This window comes from Elioraea sp. (assembly GCF_051860475.1).
In the GTDB taxonomy this organism is placed as follows: domain Bacteria; phylum Pseudomonadota; class Alphaproteobacteria; order Acetobacterales; family Acetobacteraceae; genus Elioraea.
The window spans coordinates 1-15,446 of record NZ_JBHYDW010000112.1 but is presented as its reverse complement, the minus strand read 5'-3'; the positions used below and the strand labels follow the sequence as shown (position 1 = coordinate 15,446).

General features: G+C 71.1%; 16 protein-coding genes and 1 pseudogene. 9 read left to right on the top strand and 8 right to left on the bottom strand.

The features are described 5' to 3' along the window. Nucleotides 1-222 (top strand): annotated as a pseudogene (locus ACTIFU_RS17335) (polyamine aminopropyltransferase); the annotation flags it as partial. Here the strand turns inward: ACTIFU_RS17335 and ACTIFU_RS17330 are convergent. The 4 genes from ACTIFU_RS17330 to ACTIFU_RS17315 are packed head-to-tail and all read right to left on the bottom strand — an operon-like array spanning nucleotide 192 to nucleotide 2,740. Next, complete coding sequence (locus ACTIFU_RS17330; RefSeq protein WP_439579571.1) at nucleotides 192-1,367, bottom strand: M20 family metallopeptidase; 1,176 nt, start codon at nucleotides 1,365-1,367, stop codon at nucleotides 192-194. The pseudogene ACTIFU_RS17335 and the gene ACTIFU_RS17330 sit on opposite strands and share 31 nt — an antisense overlap. 53 nt (nucleotides 1,368-1,420) lie before the next feature. Continuing rightward, on the bottom strand, nucleotides 1,421-2,161 hold the full coding sequence (gene fliP, locus ACTIFU_RS17325; protein ID WP_439579570.1) for a flagellar type III secretion system pore protein FliP: 741 nt from the start codon (nucleotides 2,159-2,161) through the stop codon (nucleotides 1,421-1,423). Then, entirely contained in the window at nucleotides 2,158-2,433 is a 276-nt protein-coding gene (locus ACTIFU_RS17320) for a flagellar biosynthetic protein FliO (RefSeq protein ID WP_439579569.1), read from the bottom strand. Before ACTIFU_RS17320 ends, fliP begins: the two co-directional genes overlap by 4 nt. A 37-nt stretch (nucleotides 2,434-2,470) precedes the next feature. Beyond that, a complete protein-coding gene (locus ACTIFU_RS17315; RefSeq protein WP_439579568.1) occupies nucleotides 2,471-2,740 on the bottom strand; it encodes a hypothetical protein in 270 nt (89 codons plus the stop codon). Nucleotides 2,741-2,938: 198 nt separating this feature from the next. Here ACTIFU_RS17315 and ACTIFU_RS17310 point away from each other — a divergent pair, with 198 nt between their 5' ends. The 7 genes from ACTIFU_RS17310 to ACTIFU_RS17280 all read left to right on the top strand — a co-directional run bounded on the left by ACTIFU_RS17310 (nucleotide 2,939) and on the right by ACTIFU_RS17280 (nucleotide 8,020). Continuing rightward, the gene (locus ACTIFU_RS17310) at nucleotides 2,939-3,331 is read left to right on the top strand and encodes a flagellar basal body rod protein FlgB (RefSeq protein ID WP_439579567.1); all 393 of its coding nucleotides are present in this window, start codon (nucleotides 2,939-2,941) and stop codon (nucleotides 3,329-3,331) included. A 79-nt stretch (nucleotides 3,332-3,410) separates the two neighbouring features. Next, nucleotides 3,411-3,818: a flagellar basal body rod protein FlgC gene (gene flgC, locus ACTIFU_RS17305; protein WP_439579566.1), complete on the top strand. Its 408-nt coding sequence runs from the start codon at nucleotides 3,411-3,413 to the stop codon at nucleotides 3,816-3,818. Between the two features lie 10 nt (nucleotides 3,819-3,828). Next, nucleotides 3,829-4,143, top strand: coding sequence for a flagellar hook-basal body complex protein FliE (locus tag ACTIFU_RS17300; RefSeq protein WP_439579565.1), 315 nt, complete (start codon nucleotides 3,829-3,831; stop codon nucleotides 4,141-4,143). A 106-nt stretch (nucleotides 4,144-4,249) separates the two neighbouring features. Further along, a complete protein-coding gene (gene fliQ, locus ACTIFU_RS17295) occupies nucleotides 4,250-4,522 on the top strand; it encodes a flagellar biosynthesis protein FliQ (RefSeq protein WP_439579564.1) in 273 nt (90 codons plus the stop codon). Nucleotides 4,523-4,527: 5 nt separating this feature from the next. Beyond that, complete coding sequence (locus ACTIFU_RS17290) at nucleotides 4,528-5,307, top strand: flagellar biosynthetic protein FliR (protein WP_439579563.1); 780 nt, start codon at nucleotides 4,528-4,530, stop codon at nucleotides 5,305-5,307. A 6-nt stretch (nucleotides 5,308-5,313) separates the two neighbouring features. Next, nucleotides 5,314-6,390 (top strand): flagellar biosynthesis protein FlhB, encoded by a 1,077-nt coding sequence (gene flhB, locus ACTIFU_RS17285; protein ID WP_439579562.1) that lies wholly within the window; start codon nucleotides 5,314-5,316, stop codon nucleotides 6,388-6,390. Beyond that, nucleotides 6,380-8,020: an ATP-binding protein gene (locus ACTIFU_RS17280; protein ID WP_439579561.1), complete on the top strand. Its 1,641-nt coding sequence runs from the start codon at nucleotides 6,380-6,382 to the stop codon at nucleotides 8,018-8,020. Before flhB ends, ACTIFU_RS17280 begins: the two co-directional genes overlap by 11 nt. A 7-nt stretch (nucleotides 8,021-8,027) precedes the next feature. Here ACTIFU_RS17280 and ACTIFU_RS17275 read toward each other — a convergent pair whose 3' ends face one another. Then, nucleotides 8,028-9,611, bottom strand: coding sequence for a Na+/H+ antiporter (locus tag ACTIFU_RS17275; protein WP_439579560.1), 1,584 nt, complete (start codon nucleotides 9,609-9,611; stop codon nucleotides 8,028-8,030). A 131-nt stretch (nucleotides 9,612-9,742) separates the two neighbouring features. Here ACTIFU_RS17275 and ACTIFU_RS17270 point away from each other — a divergent pair, with 131 nt between their 5' ends. Beyond that, nucleotides 9,743-11,959 carry a hypothetical protein gene (locus tag ACTIFU_RS17270; RefSeq protein WP_439579559.1) on the top strand — a complete coding sequence of 739 codons (2,217 nt, stop codon included), beginning with the start codon at nucleotides 9,743-9,745 and terminating at the stop codon, nucleotides 11,957-11,959. Between the two features lie 168 nt (nucleotides 11,960-12,127). Here ACTIFU_RS17270 and ACTIFU_RS17265 read toward each other — a convergent pair whose 3' ends face one another. The 3 genes from ACTIFU_RS17265 to ACTIFU_RS17255 form a co-directional block, all read right to left on the bottom strand. Beyond that, nucleotides 12,128-12,883: an SDR family NAD(P)-dependent oxidoreductase gene (locus tag ACTIFU_RS17265; protein ID WP_439579558.1), complete on the bottom strand. Its 756-nt coding sequence runs from the start codon at nucleotides 12,881-12,883 to the stop codon at nucleotides 12,128-12,130. After that, nucleotides 12,883-14,310: a mannose-1-phosphate guanylyltransferase/mannose-6-phosphate isomerase gene (locus ACTIFU_RS17260; RefSeq protein ID WP_439579557.1), complete on the bottom strand. Its 1,428-nt coding sequence runs from the start codon at nucleotides 14,308-14,310 to the stop codon at nucleotides 12,883-12,885. Before ACTIFU_RS17260 ends, ACTIFU_RS17265 begins: the two co-directional genes overlap by 1 nt. A 43-nt stretch (nucleotides 14,311-14,353) precedes the next feature. Next, nucleotides 14,354-15,446, bottom strand: a 1,093-nt coding sequence (locus ACTIFU_RS17255) for a TRAP transporter large permease (protein WP_439579556.1), incomplete at its 5' end; no start/stop codon positions are given.

The following is a 15,446-nucleotide window of genomic DNA, read 5'->3' as shown; positions in this document are numbered from 1 at the left end:
GTGCCCGCCTCGGGCGCCGCGGTCCCGACCTTTGTCGGGGGTTTCATGCCGCGGGGGGGGGCTGCGAAGCCGCCGGGGCTGCGCGGCGCCGCTGCCGAGGAACTGCGCCGCCGCGCCGCGGCCGCCGGCATCTTGGGCACCACGCGCTACTGGACGCCCGAAGTACACGCGGCCTCATTCCAGCTGCCGCCCTACATCGCCACGCTGCTGCCCGCCGGCTGAGCCTCGGCAACCAACGACGGATCGAGCGTCTCGAACAGCCGCACCCACAGCGCGGTGCGCGGCACCAGGCAGGGGATCAGCAGGTGCTCCTCGTGCGTGTGCGGCCCGTCGCCGATCACGCCGAGGCCGTCGAGCGTCGGCACGCCGAGGCTGCCGGTGAAGTTGCCGTCGCTGCCACCGCCGGCGATGCGCTCGCCCGCCACCGGAAACGCGAGGTCGCGCGCCAGGGATGCTGCGTGGTCGTAGAGCGCCTGGATCGCGCGCGTCTTGCCGTAAGGCGGCCGGAACAGCCCGCGCCGCATCTCCAGCCGGACATCAAGATCGACGGGCTGCAGTGCCAACAGCTTCCCGTGCACCTCCTCCTCGGCCTCGACGGTCGGCACCAGCACATAGACGCAGGCCTCGCAGGCGAGCGGGACCATGTTCTCGTGCGTGCCGCCCGCGATCGTGCCGACGTTCAGCACGATCGTTCGGCCATAGTTGGTCATCGCCTCGATCGCAAGCACCTGGTGTGCCATCTCGCGGATCGCGCTGCGGCCCTTCTCGTGATAGGCCCCGGCATGGGCCGGACGGCCGATGGTGCGCAGGTGGAACCGCGCGATGCCGTGCCGCGCCACCGTGAGCCGTCCTCCCTCGCCTGACGGTTCCGCGACCAGCACGATGGCATGACGCGCGGCCTCGGCCTCGATCCGCGCCCGCGAGGACGGGCTGCCGGCCTCCTCGTCGGGGATCAGCATCACGGTGACGGGCAGACAGGGCCGGCGTCCGGTCGCGTGCAGCTGCTTCAGCGCCGCGATCGCGATCGCGTTGCCGCCCTTCATGTCGTAGATGCCCGGACCGTAGGCGCGCTCGCCCTCGATCCGGAACGGCAGCGGCCCGGCCAGCGTGCCGACGGGATGGACGGTGTCCATGTGGCCGAGCAGCAGGATGCCGGGGCCGGCGGCGTCACCCGCCACGCGGCCGAGCAGGATGTCGGCGAAGCCGTCCGTGCCGGCGATGCGTTCGATCGTCGCGCCAACGCCGCGGAGTTCCGCCTCGGCATGGTCGGCGACCCGGTTCACCGCAGCTGCGTCCTGGGTCGGACTCTCGATCTCCACCCAGCGCCGCACATCGGCCAGCAGCGCCTCGCTCGTGAGCTCCCGCATCGCGCCCCCCTGTTCGCGGGGCGCAGCCTGGACCGACGCGCCGGCGAGAGCAATCAGCCGCCGACGAAGCTCTGCGCCAGACTGCCCGAGACCAGCCGCCAGCCGTCGACGAGCACGAAGAAGATCAGCTTGAACGGCAGCGAGACCACCGTCGGCGGCAGCATCATCATGCCCATGCTCATCAGCACCGAGGCGACGACGAGGTCGATCACCAGGAACGGCACGAACAGCAGGAAGCCGATCTCGAACGCGCGGCGCAGCTCGCCCACCAGGAACGCCGGCACGAGCGCGCGCCAGGGCGTCAGCGCCGGCGATTCGGGCGGCGGCAGGTCGGCGATGTCGAGAAACAGGGACAGGTCCTCCGACCGCAGATTCGCGACCATGAAGCCGCGGAACGGTTCGGCGGCCAGCCGCATCCCCTCGATCTCGGTCACCCGCCCCTCCGTCATCGGCAGGATGCCGAGCGTCCAGGACTGCTCGAACGCCGGCTGCATCACGAAGAAGGTGAGGAACAGCGCGAGGCCGATCAGCACGGTGTTGGGCGGCGTGCCCTGGGTGCCGAGCGCGGCGCGCAGCAGCGACAGCACGATCACGATGCGCGCGAACGCCGTCACCATCACCAGCAGCGACGGTGCCAGGCTGAGCAGCGCGATCAGTGCGGTGAGCTGGACGATCCGCGTCGCGGCGCTGCCGTCGCCCGCGGCCCCGAGATCGACGGTGACCGATTGTGCAAGGGCGACGCTGGGCAGCAGCATCAGCAGCATTGCAAGGAGGGTGAGAAGGCTGCGCCTCATCGGCCTGCCTCCGCGGCGGTCCCGAGCAGGCACACCACCTGGTCGTTCGCCCCGCCCACCAACAGCACGGCCTCGCGCCCGTCGACGCGCGCGATCACGAGGCGCCGCCTGGCATCGACCGAGAGCGTCTCGACCACCGCGAGTCGTCGGCCCGAGCGCGGGCCGGTGCCGAGCCCTGCCCGCTGGGCGAGCTTGCCGACCAGCAGGATCACCGCGATCGTCACCGCGAGCGCGGCGATCGCCCAGGGAATGGATTGGAGCGTCTCTATCATGGTACGGCCTTCTGCCGTGACATCGGTCGGGCGCTGATCAGCCGGCCGTCGGGGCGTCCGTCAGCGTCTGTTCCAGGGCGGAGATCTCGTCGCGCAGCCGGCTCAGCGGCCCGATCAGCTCGCGCCCGAGGGGGCGGGGCAGAGCGACCGCGTCGGCGCAGAGGTCGCTGACCTCGCGATCGAGCCCGGAGAGATCGACGCGTACCCCGGCATCGACCAGGGCGCGTGCCACCGTCACGGTCGAGCGCATCGTCTCGGCGATGAGGCCGATGGTGGCCGCGCGTTCCGTCTCGTCGTTGTCGTCCATCCGCTCCGCCCGTCGATGGTCTGGCTCATGACACCGGCCGTCTGTCGCCGTCCGTCGCCTGGAACATGCACCGCACGCTTTACGGAATGCTTAAGCGTGCAGCGGCGACGCTTAACGCCAGCTTCAGGAAGTGCGGCCATGGTCGCGCGCGCGTTGGCACGGCACATGCGTTGCCGCGCCGGCGCAGGAGGTGACCAGATGGATCCCGGCAAGCTCAGTCTTTTCCGGCTGGCCGAGCAGCGTCTCGCCTGGCTGGATCGCCGCCAGGAGGTGCTGTCGCAGAACATCGCCAACGCCGACTCGCCGGGCTATGCGGCGAAGGACCTGCCGCCGTTCGCGCGGGTGCTCGCCCGCACCGGCGCGGTTGCGCCCGCGCGCACCGATCCGCGCCATCTCGTCGGCACCCAGGGCCCCGCGCCGGTCGCCCGCGCCGTGCGCGTCGCGGCGGAGCGGACGCCGGCCGGCAATGCCGTGCAGGTCGAGCGCGAACTCGTGAAGGTCTCCGACACCGAGACGCACCACTCGCTGACCCTCGGCCTGTACCGCAAGTACTTCGCGCTGTTCCGCACCGCGCTTGGGCGGCAGGGATGACCCGGCAGATCGCAACCCGGTGGAAAGGTTTGCCGGGCAGACTGAGCCCTGGCCGGCATCGTCCGGCACGGAGGACGTGATGGATCTCTTCAAGGCCCTGCGGCTCTCGGCCGCTGGCATGGACGCCCAGGCGATGCGGCTTCGAATCGTCGCCGAGAACCTGGCGAACCGCGACACCACCGCGAGCACGCCGGAGGGCGATCCGTACCGGCGCAAGACGATCACCTTCGAGTCGCGCTTCAACCGCGTGCTCGGGGTCGAGCAGGTGCACGTGAAGCGGGTCGGACGCGACGAGAGCGACTTCGGCACGCGCTTCGAGCCGGGGCATCCGGCGGCGGACGACAACGGCTACGTGAAGGTGCCGAACGTGAACTCGTTCATCGAGATGATGGACATGCGTGAGGCGCAGCGCAGCTACGCGGCCAATCTGAACGTGCTCGAAGTCACGCGCGGGATGCTGACGCGCGCGATCGAGCTGCTGCGCTAGGGGGCGGGCGATGACCGGAATCGGTGCGGCTGCGGCTGCCGCGCGCTACGCGAACGCCGCTGCCTCGGCCTTCGGCGAGGGGGCGGCGCAGGGGGCAGGCGACGCCGCCGGCGGATTCGGCCAGATGCTCAGCCGCGCGATCGCGGACACGGTCTCGAACGCGAAGGAGGCGGACCGCGTTTCGGCGGCTGCGATCGCCGGCGAGGGCAACGTGACCGAGATGGTCACGGCTGTCGCGCGGGCCGAGCTCGCGCTCCAGACCACCGTCGCGATCCGCGATCGGGTGATCCAGGCCTACCAGGACGTGATGCGCATGCCGATCTGAGCGCGCTGCCGCGCAAGGGGTCGAGCGAAGCTTTCGACAGGACACCGTAGCGATGCCGGCCCGGCACCGGGCGCCGGCGGTCGCGTCCAGCCCAGGAGGGGCGAGGGTGAGCGATACCGACGTGATCGCGCTGATGCGCGACGGACTATGGATCACGCTGCTGGTCGGCGGCCCGCTGATGGCGACCGCGCTGGTCGTCGGCCTGATCATCTCGCTGTTCCAGGCGCTCACCCAGGTGAATGAGGCGTCGCTGATCTTCGTACCCAAGCTGCTCGCGGTGTTCGGGGCGGCGGCGCTGACGGCGCCCTTCATCGGCCGCACGCTCGGCGACTTCACGCGGCTCCTGTTCGACCGCATCGTCGCGATCGGCGGGGTCTAGGCACCGTGCCGCTCGAGGCTGCCGCTCTGCCCGAGCTGCTGCCGGCCTGGACGTTCGCGTTCCTGCTGCTGGTCTGCCGGATCGGCGCCGCGCTGATGCTGCTGCCGGGGCTGGGCGAGCAGGAGGTGCCGGCGACGGTGAAGATCGGCATGACGCTGGCGCTTGCTGCGCTGCTCTGGCCCCCGATCGCGCCGGCCCTGCCGCCTCCGCCCGCGTCGCCCGCGGCGGCACTTGCGCTGGTCGCGGGCGAGTGCGCGGTCGGGCTCTGGATCGGCGGGCTCGCGCGCATCGTCGCCCTCGCCCTGCCGATGGCCATGCAGTATCTCGGCTTCCTGCTCGGCCTTTCCAACGCCACGCTGTTCGACCCGTCCTTCGGCGCGACCGGCACGGCGCTCTCGCGCATGGTCGGCCTCGGCGGCATCGTGGTGCTGTTCGCAACCGGCCTGCACATGCTGCCGATCGCGGCGCTGGCCGGGTCGTACCGGGTGCTGCCGGCGGGCGGGCCCTTCCCGGCCGATGCCGCGGCGGAGGCGGTGGTGATCGCGGTCGCAACCAGCGTGGCGCTCGCGTTCCAGCTCGCCGGTCCGTTCGTGCTCGCGGCCGTGGTGTTCCAGCTTACCCTCGGCCTGCTGTCGCGCCTGGTGCCGCAGATGCAGGTCTACTTCGTTGCCCTGCCGTTGCAGGTCGCGGGCGGGCTCGCCCTGCTCGCCGTGCTGCTCGCGGGGATGCTCTCGGTCTGGACGGCCGCCGCGCGGGTCGTGCTTGGCGGGCTGCCGGGGCTCTGAGCTGCAATGGCCGAGGAGAAGGACGGCAACGGCGAGAAGACAGAGGCCCCGACCCCGCGCCGGCTCGAGAAGGCGCGCGAGGATGGCGAGGTCCCGGTCTCGAAGGACCTGGCGACGGCTGCGGCGCTCGCGGGTGCCACGATCGGCGCGGCGATGGTCGGCCCGGATGCCGCGAAGGCGCTGATCGCCGCGATCGTGGTCCTGTTCGAGCGCGCCCATACGGTCGATCCGGCACTGATGACCGAGGCGCTGTGGCCGGTCCTGCGTGCCGCCGCGCTGCTCCTGATCGGCATCGCCGCGTTCGCGCTGGCGCTCGGGGCAGGGACCACGCTCGCGCAGACGCGGCTGCTCGTCTCGGCCAAGCGGATCGCACCCAAGCGGTCGCGGCTGAGCCCGCTCGCCGGGGCGAAGCGGATCGTCTCGCCCGAGAACCTGATGGAGTTCGTCAAGAGCCTCGCCAAGCTCTCGGTGCTGATCGCCGCCGCGGTCGCGGTGCTGTGGGACGCGCCGTCGCGGTTGCTGCACTCGGCCGAATGGGCGCCGTCCACCCTGCTTGCCGTGGTGGTCGCAGACGCCTTCCGCCTGCTGCTCGCGCTGCTTGCGGCACTGACGGTGATCGGCGTGCTCGACGTGGCCTGGAGCCGCTACCGCCACGCCCAGCGGCTGCGCATGTCGCGCCAGGACATCCGCGAGGAGATGAAGCAGAGCGAGGGTGATCCCGAGATCCGCGCGCGCCTGCGACGCATCCGCGCCGAACGTTCGCGCAACCGCATGCTCGCCGCGGTACCGAAATCGACCGTCGTCATCACGAACCCGACCCACTATGCCGTGGCGCTCGCCTATGACCGCGATGGCTCGGCGGCGCCGAAGGTCATGGCCAAGGGGGTGGATCATCTGGCCGCGAAGATCCGCGCATCGGCCGAGGAGCACCGCATTCCGATCGTCGCCAATCCGCCGCTTGCGCGCGCCCTCTACACGGTGGAGGTTGATCGTGAGATCCCCGAGGAGCACTACCAGGCCGTGGCCGAGATCATCGCGTATGTCTGGCGGTTGAAGGGTCAGGTGCCGCACCGTGCCGGCTGACCCGTCTGCCACGTGTCTGATCGAGCGCCTCACGCGGTCCGAGGGCGAGGCGTGGCGCACCCTGTTCGACCAGGCGCCGACCGGAATCGTCATCGTCGATGCCGAGGCGCGGCTGCTGCTGGCCAACGACGCTGCACAGGCGCTCGCGGGACGGATGGTCGAGCCAGTGCCGCGTGGCGCGCCGGTCGGGGAGCTGTTCCACCCCGAGGATCGCGACAAGGTGCTGGCCGAGCTCGCCCGGATGGGCGCCGGCCTTGGCGGCCGTTCGGCGGTCGAGCTCCGCCTCGCCGAACGGCAGGGCGAAGGCGGGATTCCGCTTGGGTGCTCGGTCGCCATGGTCGCCTTCACACCGGTGACAGAGGCGGACGGTGCGGTCTCGGGCGCGGTGATCCGTCTGACCGACATCACGCGCCACCGGGTGATGGAGACCCAGCTCGCGCAGACCCAGAAGATGCAGGCGGTCGGCCAGCTTGCCGGCGGAATCGCGCACGACTTCAACAACCTGCTGACCTCGATCATCGCCGCGAGCGACCTCTGCCTTGCGCGCGACGACATGGCCGAGCCGCTCCAGGCCGATCTGCTGCATATCCGACGCAGCGCTGAGCGCGGGGCGGCGCTGGTGAAGCAGCTGCTGGCGTTCAGCCGGCGCCAGACGCTGCAGCCGCGCATCATCCGCCTCGCGGACGCGATCGAGGACGTCGCCGCGCTGCTGCGGCGGCTGCTCGGCCAGCGCGTGGCGCTGGAGCTCGACCTGGAACTGCCGAGCCACATGATCCGGGTCGATCCGGTGCAGTTCGACCAGGTGGTCGTGAACCTTGCGCTCAACGCGCGCGACGCCATGCCCCAGGGCGGGCGGCTCACGATCCGGACCAGCAACATCACGCTGTACCGGCCGCTGGTGCGCGGCCAGGAGGTGATCCCGCCGGGCCGCTACGCCATGGTCGAGGTGTCGGACACCGGCAACGGGATCTCGCCTGACGACCTGCCGCGGCTGTTTGAGCCGTTCTTCACCACCCGGAAGGAGGCCGGCGGCACCGGGCTCGGGCTCGCCACGGTGTATGGAATCGTGCGCCAGACCGACGGCTTCATCTCGGTCGAGAGCACGCCGGGCGAGGGGACCACGTTCCGCATCTACCTGCCGATCATCCCGCATGAAGAGCCGCTGCAGCGCGAGCCGCCGGCCCATCAGCGGGCGGCCGAGCCCGCAGCGCGGATGGGTGCGCCGCCGGGTTGCCTGGAGGACGGCGCGGCGCGGCGCGGCACGGTGCTGCTGGTTGAGGACGAGGACGGGGTCCGCCGGTTGAGTACGCGCGCGCTCGAGAACGCAGGCTGGCGTGTGCTGGCCGCAGCCTCCGGCGAGGCGGCGCTGCAGATGCTCGACGCCGAGCCGGTTCCTCCCGCGGCGCTGGTCTCCGACGTCGTGATGCCGGGGATGGACGGCACGCAGGTGGTGAAGGCCGTGCGCGCGCGCTATCCCAAGATCCCGGTCGTTCTGGTCTCGGGCTATTCCGAGAGTGCCGCGATCGACGGGCTGCCGGACGAGGATCTGCACTTCCTGCCCAAGCCCTACACGCTGCGCCAGCTGGTGGCGCAGGTCGATACGATGGTCGCGCCGCCGGCGTCCGGCTGAGCGCGCCCTACTCGCCGCGCATCGCCGCGAGGCTCCGGCGCAGGCGCAGTTCCTCGAGGTCGAGCTCCTCCTGCAGGACCCGGAGCGTGTCGTCGTCGATCTCGGCGCTGCGATGCAGCGCGAGGAGTTCCGCCCGCTCCGCGGCGCGCGCCTCCAGCATCAGCACGAGCCGCGCGGTTGCCTCGATCGCCTGCGCGCCCTGGCGTGGCGAGGCGCCGGCGCGGAGCGACAATTCCGGCAGCAGGTCGCGCACGATCGCGCCCTCCAGCGGGTCATCCGCCTTCGCGGTCATGGCCGCGAGCCCTGCCCGCGCGATCCGCAGGCGATGCGGCGCATGCGCGTCTCCGCCGCCGCCGGGACGGGCGACGCCGAGCCGGCGGATCAACGGGCCGAGCGTGGTCGCCTGGCCGACCAGCGTGATCAGGATGACAACGAAGGTGAGCACCAGAACGGCATCGCGGCCGGGGAACGGCGAGCCGTCCGGCAGCGTGGCCGGGATCGCCAGCGCCGCGGCGAGGCTGACGACGCCGCGCATTCCCGTCCAGCCGATGATCACGAGCCAGCGCCAGGGGGGGTAGGGGTCGCGCCGGCGGATCGCGGGCACGAGCAGGCGCGGCAGATAGGCGGCCGGGAACACCCAGGCCATCCGGACGACGATCGCGACGAGCGACAGCAGGAGTCCGATGCCGGCAAGCTCGAGCAGCGCGCGCGGCGCGACCCGCGTGGCCACCTCGTTCAGGCTCAGCCCGATCAGCAGGAACACCAGGGAGTTGAGCAGGAAGACGAGCACGTCCCAGGCTGCCTTGGCCTGGATGCGCGTCTGCGGGCTCATCGTCTCCGGTGCATGCCAGCCGAGCACCAGCCCGGCCGCGACCGTGGAGAGCACGCCGGACAGCCCGATCCGGTCGGCCGCGATGTAGGAGGCATAGGCCAGCAGCATCGTGACGGCGATCTCGAGCATCGGCTCGTGCAGGCGCCTCAGCCCCCGCACGACGGCAAGCCCGCACGCGGCGCCCAGGATGGCTCCGCCGCCGCCGACCAGCACGAAGCGCGCGCCCGCCTCGCTCCAGGAGAACATGCCCGTCAGAGCCGCGGCGATGGCTATGTTGTAGAGAATGAGTCCCGAGGCGTCGTTGACCAGGCTCTCACCCTCGAGCACGACGACGATGCGTTTCGGCAGCCGCATGGACTCGAGCACGGCCGTGGCCGCGACCGCGTCGGGCGGCGAGACGATCGCGCCGAGCGCGAAACAGACCGCCCAGGGAAGGTCCGGCATCAGCCATCTGGTCGCGAGCCCGATCGCGGCCGTGGTGCAGGCGACCAGCCCGATCGCGAGCAGCAGGATCGGGCGGAGGTTCGCTTTGAAGGGCCGCCAGGGCATGAAGAACGCGCCCGCCTGCAGCAGCGGCGGCAGAAACAGAACAAGAACAAGCTGTGGGTCGAGCGCGACGCGCGGCATGAACGGCACGAAGGCGAGCGCCATGCCGCCGAGCACCAGGGCGACCGCGTAGGGCAGGTTCGACCAGCGCGCGAGCAGCGCGAGCGGAACCGAAGCCGCGATGAGGAGCAGGACAAGCGAGAGGGTCTGCACCAAGCAAGAATGCCAGTGTCGCGTGACCCGCGTCACCTCACGGCAAACTGTTTGTCATGCACCGTGTTCGCTCCGGCACGGTATGCTCGCCGCTCGGTCGGCCGGGACAACAAGAGATGAGGAGGAGAGCGATGCAGGCTGTTCCCGTGCTGATCGAACTGACCCAGCCGAAACCCGACGAGCGGATCGAGGCCCTGCGCGCAGTGGTCTATGACCGCACCGGCAAGGTGGCCGGGCAGACGATCCTCAAGGTCGCCGCCGAGGGCGCCACCCTGATCGCCAAGGGCGAGATCAAGCTCGACCCCAAGGCCGTTGGCGACACCGCGCGGTTGCTCGTGGCCCCCGTGGTGGAGACCGGCGCGAACGAGCCGTTGCCAGGGCGGGCCGAGCTGCTGAAGCAGCTCAAGGGACATGTCGAGACCGTCCGGCTCGCGCTCCGCCGCCCGGAAATCCGCGTGCAGATCCCCCGGCCCGTCTGGTGGCCGTGGTTCCGGCTCTGCGTCTGCCTGGTGCGCGGGCGGCTGGTGAAGCGGGTGGTGCTGCCGAACGGCACCACGCTCGACCTGCCGATCTGCCACGCCCGGGTGACGCTGTGCGAGATCGACCGCTGGCCGCGACTGATCCGCGTGCTGCCCGACCGCGACATCCTCCGCCTGCGCGACGATCTGCTCGAGCTGATCCGCCGGCCGATCCCGATCCCCGATCCCCCGCCCTTCGCCTTCCCGGGTGCCATCCCCGATGTGCCTGAGCCGCCGGCGCCCCCGCCGCTGCTGTCGCGGCCATTGATGCCGATGGCGGCGCCGGTCGCGCTTGCCACGCAGCCCGTCGAAGCGATCGCCGCGCACGCCGCGCCGACGTTCCGCCTGATCGAGGAGATCCAGCACGCCCCGGCCGAGGTGGTGCGCGCGCGGCTCAGCCTCGGCGGCATGCTGCTGTTCCCCTATCTCTGCCGGCTGCCGTGGCTCGATGCGCTGTTCGTGACGCGCCGGCACTGCTTCGCCACCGTCACGACCGGCGATGACGGCCGCTTCACGGCGCTCTACATCCATGCCTGCGGCGACGAGGACCGGCCCGACATCTACGTCTCGGCGCAGCAGTTCCTGGGCGGGGTCTGGACGACGATCCACGCGCCGTCGATCACCTGCGGCACGACCTGGAACTACCATTGCGGCGACGAGATCACCGTCGTGGTCACCGATCCGCGGGCCCAGCCCTGCGTGCCGGACGATCCGGTCGATCCGCCGCCTGGGGTCGAGACCTGGGTGATGCCGCATGCGGTCGGCGCGATGCCGATCGCCGGCACGGCCGGAGGTCCGGTCCCCGCGGGCTGGGTGCGGCCGGACGGGCTGACCACCTACGGCGTGAACGTCAATGCACCGTTCGGCTCGGTGCTCGGCTTCCGCCAGCAGCATTCGCTCAGCATCCCGAATGACGGGCTCTACTACTTCCGCTGGTCGTGGCGGCGCGGCACGACGGGCGACTGGACGGCGATGACCACGCCGATCACGCGGAGCTACGTGCGTGACGTGCCCGGCCCGGCGGTGCAGTTCCCCACCGTGCAGCTCGGCCCCGTCGGCGACAATCTGTTCCGCTTCAAGACGCAGCTGTTCAGTCCCGCCGACTGGGCGGTGGACACCTCCGCCGACCCCGCCGGGACGACCTATTACTGGCCGATCGACTCCGGCATGGGCGAGATCTATGCGGCGAAATGGACGACACCCGGAACGAACAGCGAACTGGCCGCGCCCGGGCTTGCCGACACCTACCAGGTGCGGGTCGAGGTGTTCGCCAAGAACGGCGTGCGGGTCGCCCCCGGGGCCGGCACGTTCCGCTTCATCGTGCCGACCGGCGTCGCGCCCGACGGCACCTTGAACACCCGGATCGCCGACGCCTCGGAGATCATCGACGACGGCTTCGTGTTCTCGCTGGTGATCGACAACTCGCGCTGCTCGGCATCGATCGCGCCACCCGTGATCTCGGCCGGCGTGTCGGACGACGACTGCGGCTTCATCAACTACGCACCGGGGGCCTCGGTGACGCTTGCCTTCTCGCCCTCGCACCCGAACGGCAGGGCGCGGTTCAGCTTCAGCCTGACCCGCGGGGCGACCGATGTGCCGGCGGCCGGCGCAGGCGGCGAGGTGCTGGCAGCCGCCTCGGGCGCCTACACGCGCGCGGGCACGACGTTCTCCGGCAGCTTCGCGGTCGGTACGCTGATGGGCACCTGCCCGAACGCGGCCTTCGCCGAGACGCTCTACGTCGCGGCCAAGGCGACCGACGGCACGGTCCGGTTGAGCGGCTACGACCGGAGCGCGGTGCGGGCCTTCGCGCTGGCGCAGCAGACCCCATGACGGGGCGGCCGGGCGGGGCCCCGTCCGCCCGGCCTCCTGTCATACCAGCCGCACGAAGGATGAACCTTCGCGCGGCTGGTATGTCACCTTTCCTCCGGCGCGCGGCCGCCCCACCAACCCCGCGCGCGATACCCGGCGCACAAAGGTCGAACCTTTGTGCGCCGGGTATCAATGGCTGAACCGGCGTGCACCGCCGTCGACGTGGATCACCTGGCCGGTGATATAGCGCGCGAGCGGCGAGCAGAGGAACGCCACCAGCACCGCGAGGTCGCGCGGTTCGCCGATAGAGCCGACCGGCACATTCGCCTCGGCCCAGGCGCGCCTCGCCTCCTCCGTCGGCATGATGCGCTGGTCGATCTGCTCGCTGCGGATGCGTCCGGGCGGGATCGAGTTCACCGTGATCCCGTCCTTGCCGACCACGCGCGAGAGCGCCTTGGCCCAGATGTGCACCGCGCCGTTGGGGGCATTCGCGGCGTTGATGTTGAACGGCTCGTCGGGGCCGGTGATGTTGACGATCCGGCCGAACCGGTTCGCCTGCATCACGGGGACGATCGCGTGGGCGAAGCGGCGGGCGGCGGTGAAGTTCAGCGTCATCGCCTCCTCCCAGGCCGCGTCGTCGCCAAACCCCTCCTGCGGGCGCGACCCGCCGGCGTTGTTCACCAGGATATCGCAGCGCCCGTAGCGCGACATGACCGCGTCGCGCGCGCGCTCGGCCGCACCCGGGACGGTGATGTCCTCGACCAGCACGAGCGGACGCTCGCCCTGGCCAGCAAGCGCGTCGGCAAGCTCCTCAAGCAGGGGCTTGCGCCGTGCCAGAACCGCGAGCCGGCAACCCTCCTCGGCGAGCACCTCGGCGATGCCGCGGCCGAGCCCGACCGAGGCGCCGGTGACCAGCGCGACCTTGCCGGCAAGCTGAAGGTCCATCAGCCCCTCCCGTAGACGTCCTCGATGCGCACGATGTCGTCCTCGCCGAGATAGGGCCCGGACTGCACCTCGATCAGCGCGAGCGGGATCTTTCCCGGGTTCTCCAGCCGGTGCACGCAGCCGAGCGGCAGATAGACGCTCTCGTTCTCGCGCACCATCAGCGTCTCGGCGTCGCGCGTGACGAGCGCGGTGCCGTTCACCACCACCCAGTGCTCGGCGCGATGGAAGTGCTTCTGCAACGAGAGCCGCCCGCCCGGCCGCACGACGATGCGCTTCACCTGGAACCGCTCGCCCAGGATCAGTCCCTCGTAGAAGCCCCAGGGGCGGTACATGCGACGATGCTCGGTCGCCTCCTTGCGCCTCGCTGCCTTGAGGCGATCGACGATGCGCTTGACGTCCTGCGCGCGGGCGCGCGGCATCGCCAGTACGGCGTCCTCGTCCGCGACCACCACCGCGTCCTCGAGCCCGAGCACGGCAACCAGCGGCCCCTGGCTGCGGACGTAGCAGTTGCGGGCGTCCTCCAGCACCACGTCGCCGACCGCGACGTTGCCGGACGCATCGCGCGTGCCGAGCTCCCACAGCGCGGCCCAGGAGCCGACATCGGACCAGCCGATCGCGGCCGGCACGACGGCGGCGCGGTCGGTCTTCTCGGCGACCGCATAGTCGAGGCTGATCGAGGGACTGTCCGTGAACGCCGAACCGAGGCGGATGAAGTCGAGATCGGTGGTCCGCTCCGCCACCGACATCCGCACCGCGGCGAGCAGGTCCGGCGCATGGCGTTCGAGCTCAACGATCAGCGCCGCCGCGGTGAACAGGAACATGCCGCTGTTCCAGAGGTGCCTGCCGCCGGCGAGGTACTGCGCGGCCGTCGTGGCATCGGGCTTCTCGACGAACCGGGCCGCGGCGAAGGCACCGTCGATGCCGGGAATGGGCTCGCCGCGCTCGATATAGCCATAGCCCGTCTCGGGCGCGGTCGGCGTCATGCCGAAGGTGACGATCCGGCCCGCGCGCGCCGCCGCCGCACCGATCGCGACCGCGCGGTGCAGCGCCGGGACGTCCGTGATCGCAGCATCGGCTGCCATCATCCAGAGCGGCGTCGCCGGGTCCTCCTCGGCGAGCAGCACGGCAGCGGCCGCGATCGCCGGCGCGCTGTTGCGGCCCACCGGCTCGAGCACGATCCGCGACCCGGCGACGCCAGCGTCGCGCAGCTGCTCGGCAATGATGAAGCGATGCGCGTCGTTGCAGACCACGAGCGGCGGCGCGAAGCCGGATGACGGCGGGGCGCGCAGCGCCGTCTCGACGATCATTGACCGGCCCGAGACCAGCGGCAGCAGCTGCTTGGGATAGCTCTCGCGGCTCGCCGGCCACAGCCGCGTGCCGGAGCCGCCGGAGAGGATGACCGGAACGATGCGGGGAAGGTCTGGCATGGAACGGACCGGGAAGGGGAGGGGAACTCCCCGTATAGCCCGCTCACCCGCCCAGGAATACCTCGGGGAAGGCCAGTCGCGGCAGGAACAGCACGATCTCGGGCACGGCGATCAGCAGCAGGACGACGAGCAGGCATACCCCGATGATCGGCAGGGCGTGGCGGAAGGCGTGCAGCTCCTGCACCTCGGCGATCTGCGCCGCGATCAGCAGGCAGATCGAGAGCGGCGGCGTGAGCAGCCCGATCGCCAGCACGATCACGGTGATCACGCCGACCTGGATCGGGTGCGCGCCCGCGGCGTCGCCGACCGCCTGGATCACCGGCAGGAAGATCAGCACCGACGGGATGGGGTTGAGCGGGATGCCGATCACGATCAGGAATGCGACCAGCAGCAGCATCAGCCCCCAGTAGCTGTCGGTGATGCCGAGCAGGAACGACGCCACCGCCGGGCCGGCGCCGAGATACGCCACCAGCCAGCCATAGATCCCCGAGGCGCCGACGATGAACATCGGGATGGAGAACGCGACGGCGCTCTCGCCCAGCATGTTGGGTATGTCACGCAGGCGGATCGCGCCGTAGGCGCCGACCGCCAGCAGCGCGGCCCAGAGCACGGCGACGATCGCGGCCTCGGTCGGCGTGACGAACCCGCCGGTCACACCGCCCAGCACCAGCACCGGGATGAACAGCACCGGCAGGCCGCGCACCACCGCCTTGCCGCGCGCGCGCAGTCGCATCGGCGCCCCGCGTGGCCAGTCGTTGCGCACCGCGAGCAGGTGATTGTAGCCCATCTGCGCAAGCCCGATCGTGACTCCGGGCACGATCCCTGCGATCAGCAGCGCTCCGACACTGACCTGGCCGACCGCGCCGTAGATGATCATCACGATCGAGGGCGGGATCACGACGCCGAGGATCGCGCTGCACGCGGTGATCGCCGCGGCATAGCCGGCCGGGTAGCCTGCCTTCTTCATCGCCGGGATCATCATCGCGCCGATCGACACGACGTCGGAAACCGCCGAGCCGGAGATCGCCCCGAACCCCATCGAGGAGACCACGTTGGCGTGGCCGAGCGCACCGCGCAGCCGGCCGATCACCGCGTTGGCGACCGCGAGCAGCCGGTCGGTGATGCCGCCCGCCTCG

Bases quoted from the DNA above. Each gene is read 5' to 3' on its own strand.
- ACTIFU_RS17270 (WP_439579559.1), top strand. From the start codon at position 9,743: ATGCAGGCTGTTCCCGTGCTGATCGAACTGACCCAGCCGAAACCCGAC.
- fliP (WP_439579570.1), bottom strand. From the start codon at position 2,161: ATGAGGCGCAGCCTTCTCACCCTCCTTGCAATGCTGCTGATGCTGCTG.
- ACTIFU_RS17260 (WP_439579557.1), bottom strand. From the start codon at position 14,310: ATGCCAGACCTTCCCCGCATCGTTCCGGTCATCCTCTCCGGCGGCTCC.
- ACTIFU_RS17265 (WP_439579558.1), bottom strand. From the start codon at position 12,883: ATGGACCTTCAGCTTGCCGGCAAGGTCGCGCTGGTCACCGGCGCCTCG.
- ACTIFU_RS17310 (WP_439579567.1), top strand. From the start codon at position 2,939: ATGGATCCCGGCAAGCTCAGTCTTTTCCGGCTGGCCGAGCAGCGTCTC.
- flhB (WP_439579562.1), top strand. From the start codon at position 5,314: ATGGCCGAGGAGAAGGACGGCAACGGCGAGAAGACAGAGGCCCCGACC.
- ACTIFU_RS17315 (WP_439579568.1), bottom strand. From the start codon at position 2,740: ATGGACGACAACGACGAGACGGAACGCGCGGCCACCATCGGCCTCATC.
- ACTIFU_RS17330 (WP_439579571.1), bottom strand. From the start codon at position 1,367: ATGCGGGAGCTCACGAGCGAGGCGCTGCTGGCCGATGTGCGGCGCTGG.
- ACTIFU_RS17320 (WP_439579569.1), bottom strand. From the start codon at position 2,433: ATGATAGAGACGCTCCAATCCATTCCCTGGGCGATCGCCGCGCTCGCG.
- flgC (WP_439579566.1), top strand. From the start codon at position 3,411: ATGGATCTCTTCAAGGCCCTGCGGCTCTCGGCCGCTGGCATGGACGCC.
- ACTIFU_RS17300 (WP_439579565.1), top strand. From the start codon at position 3,829: ATGACCGGAATCGGTGCGGCTGCGGCTGCCGCGCGCTACGCGAACGCC.